Source organism: Bosea sp. 685, from assembly GCF_031884435.1.
Classification (GTDB): domain Bacteria; phylum Pseudomonadota; class Alphaproteobacteria; order Rhizobiales; family Beijerinckiaceae; genus Allobosea.
Map to the genome: position 1 here is coordinate 1569857 of NZ_CP134779.1, position 14635 is coordinate 1584491.

Below are 14635 nucleotides of genomic sequence, written 5' to 3' on the forward strand. Positions count from 1 at the left end.
AGTGAGCGAGACCTGTTCCATGATCCTGCGGCTCGTCGCTGCGTTCCTGCTCTGCCTTGTTGCGCCCCAGGCCTTTGCTGATAACGCCTTTGCCGATGACACCGTCGCCTGGAAGACCGGGCGCGAGGCCGCCGCGATCGAACGGCGCATCGACGCGCTGCTGGCGAAGATGACGCTGGAGGAGAAGGTGGGGCAGCTCCATCTCTCGGGGCGCGGCGACGGCTTCGACATCAACCAGATCAAGACCGGCCACATGGGCGGGGTGATGAACTTCGTCGTGCCCAGCGAGGTGCTCGCCGTCCAGCACGCCGCGCGCGAATCGCGCCTGAAGATCCCGGTGATCATCGGGCTCGACGCGGTTCACGGCTTCTCGACCTATTTTCCGCTGCCGCTCGGCCAGGCCTCGACCTGGAATCCCAAGCTGATCGAAGAGGCGGCCTATTGGACCGGCCGCGAGGCGCGCGCCGCGGGCATCCAGTGGACCTTTGCGCCGATGGTCGACATCTCGCGTGATCCGCGCTGGGGCCGGGTGCTGGAAGGGGCGGGGGAGGACCCGTATCTCGCCTCGGTCGTGGCCGCAGCGCGCACCCATGGCTATCAGCGCGGCGGCGTCGCGACCACGGCGAAGCATTTCGTCGGCTATGGCGCGGCGGAAGCCGGCCGCGACTATAATTCGACCTGGATCCCGACGAGCCAGCTGTACGATCTCTACCTGCCGCCGTTCAAGGCGTCGTTCGAGGCGGGCTCGATGACGGCGATGGCGGCGTTCAACGCGCTGAACGGCATGCCAGCGACCGCCCATCGCGGCATGCTGACCGATCTGCTGCGCGGGAAATGGGGCTTCAAGGGCTTCGTCACCTCGGATTTCGGCTCGATCACCGAACTCAGGCTGCACGGTATCGCCAAGGATGATGCCGAGGCCGCGCGCAAGGCGCTGCTTGCCGGCATCGACATGGACATGATGGGCGATGTCTATCTCAAGCATCTCGGCAATGAGGTGACGGCCGGCCGCGTGCCGATGAAGGCTCTGAACGAGGCCGTGCGCCGGGTGCTGCGGGTGAAATTCCATCTCGGCCTGTTCGAGCGCGCCGATATCGATCCGGCTGCGGCGCCGGCGCTGATGCAGACGCAGGCCGCCCGCGAGGTGGCACTGAAGGCGGCCCAGGAAGGGGTGATCCTGCTGAAGAACGCCAATGAGACGCTGCCGATCGCGGCGGGCGTCAAATCGGTCGCGGTCATCGGCGCGATGGCGCGCCCCGAGGATGAGCGGGTCTGGACCGATCCCGCCGGGCTTGGCCGGCGCGTCATCCAGGCGCTGCCCGAGGCGCTGAAGGAGCGACTGCCGGCTGACGCGAACGTCGTCTACGAGCCCGCCTTCACCAAAGCCTGCGGCACGGAGTTCGCCGACAAGGGCGCTGCGCTGCGCGCGGCTGCCGCGAGCGACGTGATCGTCGCGATGCTGGGTGAGGATTGCGAGTTCATGGGCGAGGGCGCCTCGCGCACCAATCTCGGCCTGCCCGGGGTGCAGCAGGAACTGCTGGAGGCGCTGGTCGCTACCGGCAAGCCGGTCGTGCTGGTGCTGGCGACGGCGCGGCCTTTGGTGTTGAGCTGGGCCGAGGCCCATGTCGCGGCGATCGTCCAGACCTTCCATGGCGGCACGGAAGGGCGGACCGCCATCGCTGATGTTCTGGCCGGCAAGGTCAATCCGTCAGGGCGCGTGCCGATGAGTTTTCCGCGCTCGGTCGGGCAGATCCCGGTTTATTACGACCAGTTGCCGACCGGCCGGCCCGAGAAGGTCCGCCAGCGCTATGAATCCATCTTCATGGACGAGAAGAACGAGGCGCTCTACCCGTTCGGCTATGGCCTGTCCTATTCCCGCTTCACCTATGCCAATCCGCGTGTCGACAAGGCAAGCGTACCGATGAACGGGACCGTCGAGGTCTCGGTCGATGTCGGCAATGCCGGCTCCCGCGACGGGCAGGAGGTGGTGCAACTCTATATCCGCCAGCCGGTCGCCAGCCGCTCGCGGCCGCTGCGCGAATTGAAGGCATTTGAGAAGGTCGCGTTGCGCGCCGGGGAGACGCGGACGGTGCGCTTCAAGCTGGATGTGGCCCGGCTCGGCGTCCATGACGACGCGGGGCGCTATGTCCTCGACCCCGGAACCTTCGAAATCTATCTCGGCGGCTCGTCGCGGGCGTCGGAAACGGTCAGCTTCATTCTGACCAAGTCTTGATCGGATCGCCTCGCGCCCTGCATTCCCTTTGGTCTCGACAAGGATGAATTTTCGGTCAATCCTTTGAGGGCGCGGCCTTCGGACGCTTGCATCCGTCGGCTGGCAAGATGCGTGGCTCCAAAGGATGCGGCGATGGCGACCGGAACCGTAAAATGGTTCAATACTGAGAAGGGCTTTGGTTTCATTCAACCTGCTGACGGCGGCAAGGACGTGTTCGTCCATATAACTGCCGTAAAGGAAGCAGGCCTGATGACCCTGACGGAAGGGCAGAAAGTCTCGTTCGAGCTCAAGACCGAGCGCGGCAAGACGGCGGCGGGATCGCTCCAGCTGATCTGACCCTTTCGAGCTTGGCCTATGTCTGGAGATCGCATCCTGGCTGCTGCGATAACGAAGGGCTTTGCGCAGGAGATCGCGGGCGGTTTTTCGCTGCGGTGGAACTCGGGCAGCGGGCTCGCGGTATCGTGACGATCGCCGCAGACGCTTGCGAGCGCGAGTAGGCCGCCGCCCTGGTCATCGCGCGAAGCGCTTGGCTCCTGCGACGCAGAGCGCCACGGCCGCCGAGACGGCGACCATTTGCCAGCTGACCGCCTCGTTCAACAGCATCGACGCCAGCAGCAATCCGAAGAAGGGCTGCAACAATTGCAATTGCCCGACGGCGGCGATGCCGCCCTGGGCGAGGCCGCGATACCAGAAGACGAAGCCGATCAGCATGCTGAACAGCGAGACATAGCCGAGCCCGAGCCAGGCCGGTCCGCCTGTCTGCGCGAGCGACGCCGGCATGGTGCTGAAAGTGAGCGCCGCCATGATCGGCAAGGCCAGGACCAGCGCCCAGGAGATCACCTGCCAGCCGCCGAGCCTGCGCGACAGCGCCGCGCCTTCGGCATAGCCGAGGCCGCAGATGATGATGGCGGCGAGCATCAGGAGATCGCCCAGCGGTGAGGCGTCGAAGCCGTGGGTCATGGCGAAGCCGGCGACGAGTGCGCTGCCCAGGCAGGAGAACAGCCAGAAGGCCAGGCGCGGACGCTCGCCGCCGCGCAGCACGCCGAATATCGCCGTCGCCAGCGGCAGCAGCCCGATGAAGACGATGGAATGGGCCGAGGTGACGTGCTTCAGCGCCAGCGCCGTCAGGAGCGGGAAGCCCACGACGACGCTGAGCGCGACCACGACGAGCGAGACGAGATCTCCCCGTTCCGGCCGCTTCTGCCGGAAAGCGAGCAAGAGCCCGAGCGCGAGGATGCCGGCGATGGCGGCCCGCGCGGCGGTGAGGAAGACGGGGTCGAAATCGGCCACCGCCACCCGCGTCGCAGGCAGCGAGCCGCTGAAGATCAGCACGCCGATCAAGCCGTTGATCCAGCCGCTCAAGGTCTTGTCCATCGATCACGCTCCGATTTCTGCATGCATCGAGGGTGCGGCGTCGTTTTTCCAGAGACAGTTCAATACAGTTGATACAAACTGTGCTGCTTTCAGGAGCGATACGGATGCATGATTGGGTTCTGCCGAACAGCGATGACGGCACGCTGGTCGAGCGCGTCATGGCGGCCGTCAACCAGCGGATTGCGGGGCGGGCGCTTGCGCCGGGAGCCAAGCTGCCTTCGCTGCGCAGCCTCGCCGAGACGATGGGCGTGTCGAAATCGACCGTGGTGGAGGCCTATGATCGCCTCGCGGCCGAAGGCGTGATCCAGGCGCGGCGCGGCTCCGGCTTTTATGTGGTGGGACATGCGCCGCCCTTCTCGGTCGCCGATCTGGGCCCAAGGCTCGAGCGCGCGGTCGATCCGTTCTGGGTCTCGCGGCAATCGCTCGATGCCGGTGATGGCGTTCTCAAGCCAGGCTGTGGCTGGCTGCCGGCCGATTGGCTGCCGGAGGACAGCATGCGCCGGGCGTTGCGGGCGCTGTCGCGTGCGCCGGCCGAAACGCTGGCGGATTACGGTACCCCGCTGGGCTTGGCGCCGCTGCGGCAGGTGCTGGCCCGCCGCATGGCGCTCCACGGCATCGAGGTTGGGCCGGACCGGATCATGCTGACGGAATCCGGTACGCAGGCGCTTGACCTCGCCTGTCGTTTTCTGGTCGAGCCGGGTGACACGGTTCTCGTCGACGATCCCTGCTATTTCAATTTTCACGCCCTGCTGCGGGCGCATCGCGTCCGCATCGTGGGCGTGCCCTATACCCAGAACGGGCCGGACACCGTGCAGTTCGAGCAGGTGCTGGCGGAGCATCGCCCGCGCCTCTACATCACCAATTCCGCGCTTCACAACCCGACTGGCGCGACGCTGTCCCCGGTCGTCGCCCATCGCGTGTTGAAGCTCGCCGACCAGTTCGGCTTGACGATCATCGAGGACGACATCTTCGCCGATTTCGAGCTGGAGCCGGCCCCGCGCCTGGCCGCTTTCGACGGGCTCGACCGCGTCGTCCAGATCGGCAGCTTTTCCAAGTCGCTCTCGGCTTCGGTGCGCTGTGGCTACATTGCGGCAAAGCGGGACTGGATCGAGGGGCTGATCGATCTCAAGATTGCGGCCTCCTTCGGCACCGGCCGCCTTGCGGCCGAGATGGTCCTGACCATCCTCAGGGATGGCAGCTATCGCAAATACATGGATGGGCTGCGCGCGCGTCTGGCGCGGGCCATGAGCGAGACCTCGGCACGGCTCAAGGCCATGGGCATCCAGCCCTGGATAGAGCCGCGCGGCGGCATGTTCCTGTGGTGCGTGCTGCCCGAGGGGCTGGATTCCTCGATGATCGCGCGGCAGTTGCTGGCGGAGGACATCGTGCTGGCGCCGGGTAACGTCTACAGCCTGTCGCAATCGGCGGGCCGGTTCCTGCGCTTCAATGTCGCGCAATCCAGCGATCCGCGTCTGTTCAGCGCGCTTGGGCGGGCCATGGCGACCGCCGCGCGGCACGGTGCGCGGCGCGGGGCGCCGGCACAGATTGAGCTTGCGCGAACGCCGTGATTGACATAAAGATATCTTTATATCTTTCTTGGCTTCATCGCGGAGTTCGAGCGCTTGCGCCAGCCGACCATGGTCTCGTCCGATGTTCTGCTCGCCGGCCTGCGCGCGGCCGGTGAAGAGACGCGGCTGCGTATCCTGGCGCTGCTCTCCGAGGGTGAATTGTCGGTGTCGGATCTGACCGACATTCTCGGCCAGTCGCAGCCGCGCATTTCGCGCCATCTCAAATTGCTGACCGAGGCCGGGCTGGTGCGGCGCTCGCGCGAGGGGGCCTGGGCCTTCTTCCGGCTCGACGAGACCGGGGCGGGCGGCGCCTTCGCCGCTTCGCTCGCGGCCTGGCTCGATCCGCGCGATCCGGTGCTCGCTGCCGATCGCGAACGGCTGTCGGCGGTGCGCATGTCGCGCGCCGAGGCGGCGCAGGGCTATTTCGCCAGCGTTGCGCGCGACTGGGACCGGCTGCGCTCGCTGCATGTGCCTGATGAGGCGGTCGAAGCCGCCGTGGAAGCCGCCGCCCGCGAAGGCGCGCGTGGCGCGCTGCTCGATCTCGGCACCGGCACGGGACGCATGCTGGAGCGGATTGCGCCGACCTTCGGCCGCGCCGTCGGCGTCGACGCCAATCACGCCATGCTTGCGGTTGCGCGCGCCAATCTGGAGAAGGCCGGGCTGTCGCGCGTGGAATTGCGCCAGGGCGACATCTACGCGCTGCCCTTCACGCGCGGCTCCTTCGATCTCGTCGTGATCCATCAGGTCCTGCATTTCCTCGACGATCCTGGCCGCGCCGTGCGCGAGGCGACGGCGATGCTCAGCCCCGGCGGGCGCTTGATCGTGGTCGATTTCGCGCCCCATGAGATGGAGTTCCTGCGCGCCGAGCATGCGCATCGCCGGCTGGGCTTCTCAAAAGCCCAGATTTCCGGCTGGTTCTCGGAGGCCGGGCTTAACTGCGATCTCGCCGAGGAGATCAAATCAGCGGGCGGCGTCTCCGCTGAGCTCACCGTCATGCTCTGGCGCGGGCAGGACCGGCGCAAGCCGGCTGAGCAGAGCTTGCGTCAAACCAATCTCGAGGTTGCCTGATGAATGCGTTTCGCCCCAGCCGGCACGGCTCGCGCCGCCCAAAAGTCTCCTTCGAATTCTTCCCGCCCAAGACGGCGGAGATGGAGACCGCGCTATGGGAAAGCGTGCGCCGGCTCGAGCCGCTGGTGCCGAGCTTCGTCTCGGTGACCTATGGCGCCGGCGGTTCGACGCGTGAGCGCACCCACGCCACCGTCAAGCGCATGGTCGAGGAGACGGCACTGAAGCCGGCCGCACATCTGACCTGCGTGTCGGCGACGCGCGACGAGGTCGATGACGTCATCCGCTCCTATTGGGAGGCTGGCGTGCGCCATATCGTGGCGCTGCGCGGCGACCCGGCGGGTGGCTTGGGGACGGCTTACGAGCCGCATCCGCAGGGCTATCACCAGACCTCGGATCTCGTCGCCGGTATCCGGCGCGTCGGCGATTTCGAGGTCACCGTCTCGGCCTATCCGGAAAAGCATCCGGAAGCCGCCTCGCTCGACGCCGATATCGACGCGCTGAAGAAGAAGGTCGACGCCGGGGCGACGCGCGCCATCACCCAGTTCTTCTTCGATAACGACGTCTATTTCCGCTATCTCGACAAGGTCCGGGCGCGAGGCATCGATATTCCGATCCTGCCCGGCATCGTGCCGGTGCAGAATTTCAAGCAGACCGCGAACTTCGCCCGCAAGACCGGCGCGAGCGTGCCGCAATGGCTCGCCGACCGCTTCGAGGGGCTGGAGGACGACGCCGCGACGCGTCGGCTGGTCGCGGCTGCCGTCTGCGCCGAGCAGGTGCTCGATCTGATCGATCGCGGCGTTTCGGACCTGCATTTCTACACGATGAACAAGGCTGATCTGGTCTATGCGATCTGCCATCTGGTTGGCCTGAAGCCCGAGAAGACGGCGGCGCAGGCTGTTGCGGCGGAGTGATTTCGGCATTGCGAGCGAAGCGAAGCAATCCAGATTCATAGAGTTTTACGAACCCTGGATTGCTTCGTCGTTTCACGCCTCGCAATGACGCTGAGGGCGCGCTGTCGGCGCCATAAAACTTGAGACGAAAGCGTGACGATGTCCGAGTTCAAGCCTACTCCTGTCGACGGCGCCGAGATCGAGCGCGCGCTGCGCCAGTCCGCCTCCGAGCGCATCCTCGTGCTCGACGGCGCGATGGGCACGCAGATCCAGAACCTGAAGCTCTCGGAGGCCGAGTTCCGGGCCGAGCGCTTCAAGGGCTGGAACCATGACCTCAAGGGCAATAACGACCTGCTGGTGCTGACCCAGCCAGAGGCGATCCGCGACATCCACCTGGCTTACTTCATGGCCGGCGCGGACATCGTCGAGACCAACACCTTCTCCTCGACCCAGATCGCCCAGGCCGATTACGGCATGGAGGCGCTGGCTTATGAATTGAACGTCGCCTCGGCGAAGCTCGCCCGCGAGGCTGCCGCGATCGCCCAAAAGGCCGATGGCCGCCGCCGCTATGTCGCCGGTGCGATCGGCCCGACCAATCGCACGCTCTCGATCTCGCCCGACGTCAATAATCCCGGCTTCCGCGCGGTGACCTTCGACCAGGTCCGCGATTCTTACGCCGAGCAGGTGCGCGGGCTGATCGATGGCGGCTCGGAGCTGATCCTGGTCGAGACCATCTTCGATACACTCAACGCCAAGGCGGCGATCGTGGCGATCGAGGATGTTTATCGCGAGAAGGGGTTGCGCCTGCCGGTGATGATCTCCGGCACGATCACGGACCTCTCCGGCCGCACATTGTCGGGGCAGACGACTGAGGCCTTCTGGAATGCGATCCGCCATTCCAATCCGATGACGGTCGGCCTCAACTGCGCGCTCGGCGCGCGCGAGATGCGGGCGCATATCAAGGATCTGTCGCGCGTCGCCGATACGCTGATCTGCGCTTATCCCAATGCTGGCCTGCCCAACGAATTCGGCCTCTATGACGAGAGCCCGGAGGCGACGGCCGGCATGCTGGCCGAATTCGCCGATGCCGGCCTCGTCAATGTCGTCGGCGGCTGCTGCGGCACGACGCCCGGCCATATCCGTGCCATTGCGGAAGCTGTCGCCGGCAAGGCGCCGCGGCAGGTCCCTGAGATCAAGCGTTATCTCAGGCTGGCGGGGCTTGAACCCTTCACGCTCGACGAGACCATCCCCTTCGTCAATGTCGGCGAGCGCACCAACGTCACCGGCTCGGCCCGCTTCCGCAAGCTGGTCAAGGAGGGCGATTTTGCCGCCGCGCTCGATGTCGCGCGCGACCAGGTCGCCAATGGCGCGCAGGTCATCGACATCAACATGGATGAGGGCCTGCTCGACTCGCAGGCCGCGATGACCGAGTTCTGCAATCTGATCGCCTCGGAGCCGGATATTTCGCGGGTTCCGATCATGGTCGATTCGTCGAAGTTCAATGTCATCGAGGCCGGGCTGAAGACGATCCAGGGCAAGCCGATCGTCAATTCGATCTCGATGAAGGAGGGTGAAGAAGCCTTCCTCGAACATGCCCGCATCTGCCGCAATTATGGTGCGGCCGTCGTCGTCATGGCCTTCGATGAGACCGGGCAGGCCGATACCTATCAGCGCAAGATCGAGATCTGCACCCGCGCCTACAAGCTCCTGACCGAGGAGATCGGCTTCCCGCCCGAAGACATCATCTTCGACCCCAATATTTTCGCGGTCGCGACGGGCATCGAAGAGCACGATAATTACGGCAACGACTTCATCGAGGCGACCAAGACGATCCGCGAGACCTTGCCGCACGCCCATATCTCGGGCGGCGTCTCGAACTTGTCGTTCTCGTTTCGTGGCAACGAAAAAGTCCGCGAAGCGATGCATTCGGTCTTCCTGTACCACTGCATCAAAGTCGGCATGGATATGGGCATCGTCAATGCGGGCCAGCTCGGCTCCTATGACGACCTCGACCCCGAGTTGCGCGAGCTCTGCGAGGATGTCGTCCTCAACCGCCGCAAGGATTCGACCGAGCGGCTGCTCGATGCCGCCCCGCGCTTCAAGGGCGACGGTTCCGTCGCTGTCTCGGCCAAGGATCTCGTCTGGCGCGACAACCCGGTCGAGAAGCGTCTCGAATATGCGCTGGTCAACGGCATCACCGCCTTCATCGACGTGGATGTCGAGGAGGCCCGCGCCAAGGCCGACAAGCCGCTGCATGTCATCGAAGGCCCGCTGATGGCCGGCATGAACGTGGTCGGCGATCTGTTCGGCGCCGGCAAGATGTTTCTGCCGCAAGTGGTGAAGTCCGCTCGCGTGATGAAGCAGGCGGTGGCCTATCTGATGCCCTATATGGAGGAGGAGAAGCGCCTGAACGGCGGCACCGAGCGCTCGGCTGCCGGCAAGGTGCTGATGGCGACCGTCAAGGGCGATGTCCACGACATCGGCAAGAACATCGTCGGCGTCGTGCTCCAGTGCAACAATTATGAGGTCATCGATCTCGGCGTGATGGTGCCGACGCAGAAGATCCTCGACACCGCCCGCCGGGAGAAGGTCGACATCATCGGATTGTCCGGCCTGATCACGCCTTCGCTCGACGAGATGGTGACGGTCGCCTCCGAGATGGAGCGCGAGGGTTTTGACATTCCCCTGCTGATCGGCGGGGCGACGACCAGCCGCGTCCATACGGCGGTGAAGATTCACCCGGCCTACAGCCAGGGCCAGACGGTCTATGTCACCGACGCCTCACGTGCGGTTGGCGTCGTCTCCAGCCTGCTGTCGCAGGACCAGAAGCCGGCCTATATCGAGGGCGTCCAGGCTGAATATGCCAAGGTCGCGGCGGCGCATCGCCGCTCCGAGGCCGACAAGCAGCGCCTGCCGCTGGTCAAGGCGCGCACTAATGCCTTCAAGCCGGACTGGACGAGCTATATGCCGCCCAAGCCCAGCTTCCTCGGCACGCGTGTCTTCCGCACCTATGACGTCGCCGATCTCGTGCCGGTGATCGACTGGACGCCGTTCTTCCAGACCTGGGAGATGAAGGGGCGTTTTCCTGCGATCCTCCAGGACGAGAAGCAGGGTGAGGCGGCGCGCGCGCTCTGGGAGGATGCGCAGGCGATGCTGAAACGTATCGTCGAAGAACGCTGGTTCAATCCCAAGGCCGTCATCGGCTTCTGGCCGGCCAATGCGGTGGGCGACGATATCCGCCTCTATACCGGTGAGAGCCGGCAGGAGACGCTCGCGAGCTTCCACGGTCTGCGCCAGCAGCTCTCCAAGCGCGACGGCAAGCCGAATATGTGCCTGTCGGATTTCGTTGCACCGGAGGGGATTGAACGGCCCGACTATATCGGCGCCTTCGTCGTGACCACGGGTGCGGAGGAGGAGCGCATCTCCGAGAAATTCGCACGCGACAATGACGACTATCGCTCGATCATGGTCAAGGCGCTGGCCGACCGCATCGCCGAGGCCATGGCCGAACGCATGCATCAGAAGGTCCGCACCGAGTTCTGGGGCTATGCGCCCGACGAGAACCTGGCCAATGAGGACCTGATCCGCGAGGAGTATCGCGGCATCAGGCCGGCGCCGGGCTATCCGGCTCAGCCCGACCATACCGAGAAGGAAACCCTGTTCGAGCTGCTGCAGGCGGAGCGGCGCGTCGGCGTGAAGCTGACCGAGAGCTTTGCGATGTGGCCGGGCTCCTCGGTCTCGGGGCTCTATCTCTCGCACCCCGACGCCTATTACTTCGGCGTCGCCAAGGTCGAGCGCGATCAGGTCGAGGATTACGCCGCCCGCAAGAGCATGCCGATCCACGAGGTCGAGCGCTGGCTCGCGCCGATCCTGAACTACGAGCCTTCGGCCTATCGATTGGAAGCGGCGGAGTAACGCCGTCTTCCGTCGCGGCTGGCGCGGCATGGGCCGTAGGCTCGATGAGCTGCGTGTTCGTGATGATGCCGGGCTGAAGGGCTATCGGCGGGCGATCGTCATTGCTGCAGTGCCAGATCGCGCCTGCGCAGGCGCAATGGCGCGGGCATTGAAGAGCCTTCGCATCTGCAACATTTTGCGCCTCACCGAACGGTCCCGTTCCGACAGAGGTTGCCATGACCACCATCGCCATCGTTTTCCATTCCGGCTACGGCCACACCAAGAAGGTCGCCGAGCACGTCGAGAAGGGCGCGGCCTCGACCGGCGCCAAGGTCGAACTCATCGCCATCGACGCCGAAGGCAACCTGCCCGACAGCGCCTGGGAGACCATCAAGGCCGCCGACGGCATCATCTTCGGCTCGCCGACCTATATGGGCGGCCCGTCCTGGCAGTTCAAAAAATTCGCCGACGCCTCCAGCAAGCCCTGGTACAGCGGCGAGTGGAAGGGCAAGGTTGCGGCTGGTTTCTCCAACTCGGCCTCGCTGAACGGCGACAAGTTCTCGACCATCCAGTACTTCATCACGCTCGCCATGCAGCATAAGCTGCTCTGGACCGGCACCGGCATGATGCCGGCCAGCGCCAAGGCGAACACCCGCGACGACCTCAACCGGCTCGGCGGCTTCTCGGGCCTGCTCACCGCCTCGCCCGCCGATGGCAGCGTCGAGGAGATGATCCCGGGCGACCTGAAGACGGCCGAGGCCTTCGGCAAGAACGTCGCCGAGGTGGTCAAGAGCGTGAAAGGCTGATTGGAGCGTTTTCGAGCGAAGTGGACGCCAGTTCGCGTGAAGACAACGCGTTAAAATAAAGAGCTGGAGCTGTTGAACGATCCAACTGGATCGGAAACCGCTCTGGCCCGGGCTTCTCCAGCCCGGCACAACAGCTTTGCCGAAAGGGCCGCGATCCCGACCGGGTCGCGGCCTTGTCTCGTCTGGCCGATGGTTGTTGACTTGCTTCTCTGATCCGGCACGGCAGCGCAGCTGCTGCAGCCGGGCGAAAGCGGCCCCGTGAGAGGGCCGGTCATCCAAGGGAGACGCGCCATGACCCTGACACGACGTACCATGCTGGGCTCCGGTGGAGCCGCGGCCACTCTTGCTGCGGGTGCCGCACAGGCGCAGCCTGTCGCCACCGTGAAGACGCCCTTCGCGGTTGCGCAGACGACAATCCCGATCGTCGGATCGCAGGATGCCTTCCCGGTTCGGCGGATTTACTGCATCGGGCGCAACTACGCAGCCCATGCCCGCGAGATGGGCTCTGATCCGACACGCGAGCCGCCCTTCTTCTTCCAGAAACCGACCGACGCGATCCAGCTCGTCAAGCCCGGCGAGGTCGCCGACCATCCCTATCCCTCGCTGACCAAGAACTATCATTACGAGGTCGAGCTCGTCGCCGCGCTGAAATCGGGCGGGCGCAACATCCCGATCGACAAGGCGCTCGAGCATGTCTTCGGCTATGCGCTCGGCCTCGACATGACGCGGCGCGATCTGCAGCGCGCCTCGGGCGATGAGAAGAAGCCCTGGGAGATCGGCAAGAGCTTCGACAGCTCGGCCCCGATCGGCCCGATCCACCCTGTCGGCACAGTCGAGCACTTCACCAAGGGCGCGATCTCGCTTTCCGTGAACGGCACGGTGAAGCAGAACTCGAACCTGACCCACATGATCTGGTCGGTGGCCGAGCAGATCTCGAAGCTGTCGGACGCCTTCGAGCTCAAGGCCGGCGACATCATCTATTCCGGTACGCCCGAGAATGTCGGACCCGTGGTCAAGGGCGACGTGATCCTGTGCAAGCTCGAGGGCCTGCCGGATCTGTCGATCAAGATCGTTTGAGGCGCGGCTTTCGAGCGTTGGCGCGGGCGTTCCCCTCGGAACCGCGCCGTCATCCTGGACAAGCCGCGCAAGCGGCGCAGCGCCGGGATCCATCATAGAGCGGCGAGCTTTACGATGGATCCCTGTGTGTTTGATTGGTGTCATGATTGGTGCGGGCGGGAAGCCGTTGGATCCCGGGTGGCAAACACCGCGTTCCGGCTCGGTTCCCGCCCGCGTTCGAAGACCCCATCCTGAACAGTTGACCGAGGCCGCTTGCACCGGACCTCGCAGCACAGGGACAGGCACCATGACCATACACCCCTGCTTCATCGGTTGCGATATCGCCAAGAGCCATCTCGACCTGTTCGAGGAGACGAGCGGGACGAGCCTTCGGATCGCCAATACGAGCGAGGCGATTGCGAGCTGGCTGTCGTCGCTCGACTGCCAGGCCAGCTTCGTCGCTTTCGAGGCGACCGGCCCCTATGACCGTGCGCTGCGCCAGGCCCTGGAGCAGGTCGGCTGCCGCTTTACCCGGATCAACCCGGCGCGTGCCCGTGACTTCGCCCGCGCCACAGGCCGTCTGGCCAAGACCGATGCGATCGACGCTCACATGCTGGCTGCGATGGCGCGCATGCTGGCACTCACGCCCGACGCAGCCTCCGATCCCGCCCGCAACACCTTGGCGCAGCTTCACAAACGCCGCGACCAACTCGTCGAGATGCGCGCCGCCGAGCGGGTCCGCGACAGCGAGGGGCAAGATCCCACCGGCAGCCTCGCCCGCCATCTCGCTTGGCTCGATGCGGAGATCGCTACGCTCGAGCACCTCGTCAGCGAGGCACTGCAGGCAGATGAGACCCTGACAAGGACGCAGGCCCTGCTGCGCTCGGCGCCCGGCATCGGCCCCGTCACAGCCGCCACTCTCATCGCCCTGATGCCCGAACTCGGCCACGTCTCGCCAAAGGCCATCGCCGCGCTCGCAGGCCTCGCACCCTTCAACGACGACAGCGGGCGCAGGCGCGGCCAGCGCATGATCAAGGGCGGAAGGCGACGCGTCCGCAAAGCCCTCTACATGGCCGCGCTCGCCGCCATCCGGACATCTGCGCGCTTCAAGACCTTCTACGACGCAATCCGCGCACGCAGCCCAGCCGCAAAGGTCGCCATCATCGCCGTCGCAAGAAAGCTCCTCGTAACCCTCAACGCCATGCTCAAAACTGACACCGCCTTCCAACCATGACACTCCAAACAACACAGTTGCCGGGACGACCTGCGGTCGCCCAGGATGACGGCGTGGTTCCGAGCCAAGACAAATTGCCAGGCGCAAGGAAGGCGCCGGAGCGCAGCCTACTCCCGTCGCAGCGCTTCGATCGGGTCGAGCCGCGCCGCCTGCGTTGCCGGGTAGAAGCCGAAGAAGACGCCGATCATCCCGGAGACGCCGACCGCGATCAGGATCGTCTCGATCGAGACGACGGATGGCCAGCCGGCGAAATTCGCGATGGTCAGCGCCGCTGCGATGCCGAGCGCGATCCCGACCGCGCCGCCGATCGTCGCCTCGATCAGGAACTGCGCCAGTACGTCGCGCTGGCGCTCACCGACGGCGAGCCTGAGCCCGATCTCGCGGGTACGCTCCGTGACCGAGACCAGCATGATGTTCATGATGCCGATGCCGCCGACCAGGAGCGAGACGGCGGCGACCGCCGCGAGCAGCCAGGACAGCGTGTTGGCGATCTCGAGTCTTGATCTGGTCGC

The 14635-nt window shown here is 65.3% G+C and carries 10 protein-coding genes and 1 pseudogene; 9 read left to right on the forward strand and 2 right to left on the reverse strand.

From position 1 onward, the window contains the following. Nucleotides 1–19 precede the first annotated feature (19 nt). Nucleotides 20–2233 carry a glycoside hydrolase family 3 N-terminal domain-containing protein gene (locus RMR04_RS08715; RefSeq protein ID WP_311914177.1) on the forward strand — a complete coding sequence of 738 codons (2214 nt, stop codon included), beginning with the start codon at nt 20–22 and terminating at the stop codon, nt 2231–2233. Nucleotides 2234–2365: 132 nt separating this feature from the next. After that, nucleotides 2366–2569 carry a cold-shock protein gene (locus RMR04_RS08720; RefSeq protein WP_069692535.1) on the forward strand — a complete coding sequence of 68 codons (204 nt, stop codon included), beginning with the start codon at nt 2366–2368 and terminating at the stop codon, nt 2567–2569. A gap of 174 nt (nt 2570–2743) precedes the next feature. Here RMR04_RS08720 and RMR04_RS08725 read toward each other — a convergent pair whose 3' ends face one another. After that, complete coding sequence (locus RMR04_RS08725; RefSeq protein ID WP_311914179.1) at nt 2744–3607, reverse strand: DMT family transporter; 864 nt, start codon at nt 3605–3607, stop codon at nt 2744–2746. A 104-nt stretch (nt 3608–3711) separates the two neighbouring features. On the opposite strand from RMR04_RS08725, the gene RMR04_RS08730 reads away from it, so the two are divergent. From RMR04_RS08730 to RMR04_RS08760, 7 genes are all read left to right on the forward strand, one after another. Continuing rightward, nucleotides 3712–5175 (forward strand): aminotransferase-like domain-containing protein, encoded by a 1464-nt coding sequence (locus RMR04_RS08730; RefSeq protein ID WP_311914180.1) that lies wholly within the window; start codon nt 3712–3714, stop codon nt 5173–5175. A 69-nt stretch (nt 5176–5244) separates the two neighbouring features. Next, nucleotides 5245–6243 (forward strand): ArsR/SmtB family transcription factor, encoded by a 999-nt coding sequence (locus RMR04_RS08735; protein WP_311915776.1) that lies wholly within the window; start codon nt 5245–5247, stop codon nt 6241–6243. Beyond that, on the forward strand, nt 6243–7154 hold the full coding sequence (metF, locus tag RMR04_RS08740; protein ID WP_311914183.1) for a methylenetetrahydrofolate reductase [NAD(P)H]: 912 nt from the start codon (nt 6243–6245) through the stop codon (nt 7152–7154). The genes RMR04_RS08735 and metF overlap by 1 nt, the downstream gene beginning before the upstream one ends. Nucleotides 7155–7292: 138 nt before the next feature. Continuing rightward, nucleotides 7293–11048: a methionine synthase gene (gene metH, locus RMR04_RS08745; RefSeq protein WP_311915777.1), complete on the forward strand. Its 3756-nt coding sequence runs from the start codon at nt 7293–7295 to the stop codon at nt 11046–11048. Between the two features lie 215 nt (nt 11049–11263). Beyond that, complete coding sequence (locus RMR04_RS08750) at nt 11264–11833, forward strand: flavodoxin family protein (protein ID WP_311914185.1); 570 nt, start codon at nt 11264–11266, stop codon at nt 11831–11833. A 291-nt stretch (nt 11834–12124) separates the two neighbouring features. Next, nucleotides 12125–12910: a fumarylacetoacetate hydrolase family protein gene (locus RMR04_RS08755; protein WP_311914186.1), complete on the forward strand. Its 786-nt coding sequence runs from the start codon at nt 12125–12127 to the stop codon at nt 12908–12910. Nucleotides 12911–13196: 286 nt separating this feature from the next. Next, nucleotides 13197–14123 (forward strand): transposase, encoded by a 927-nt coding sequence (locus RMR04_RS08760; RefSeq protein ID WP_311912826.1) that lies wholly within the window; start codon nt 13197–13199, stop codon nt 14121–14123. A gap of 107 nt (nt 14124–14230) precedes the next feature. On the opposite strand, the pseudogene RMR04_RS08765 reads toward RMR04_RS08760, so the two are convergent. Continuing rightward, nucleotides 14231–14602 (reverse strand): annotated as a pseudogene (locus RMR04_RS08765) (FtsX-like permease family protein); the annotation flags it as partial. Nucleotides 14603–14635 lie beyond the last annotated feature (33 nt).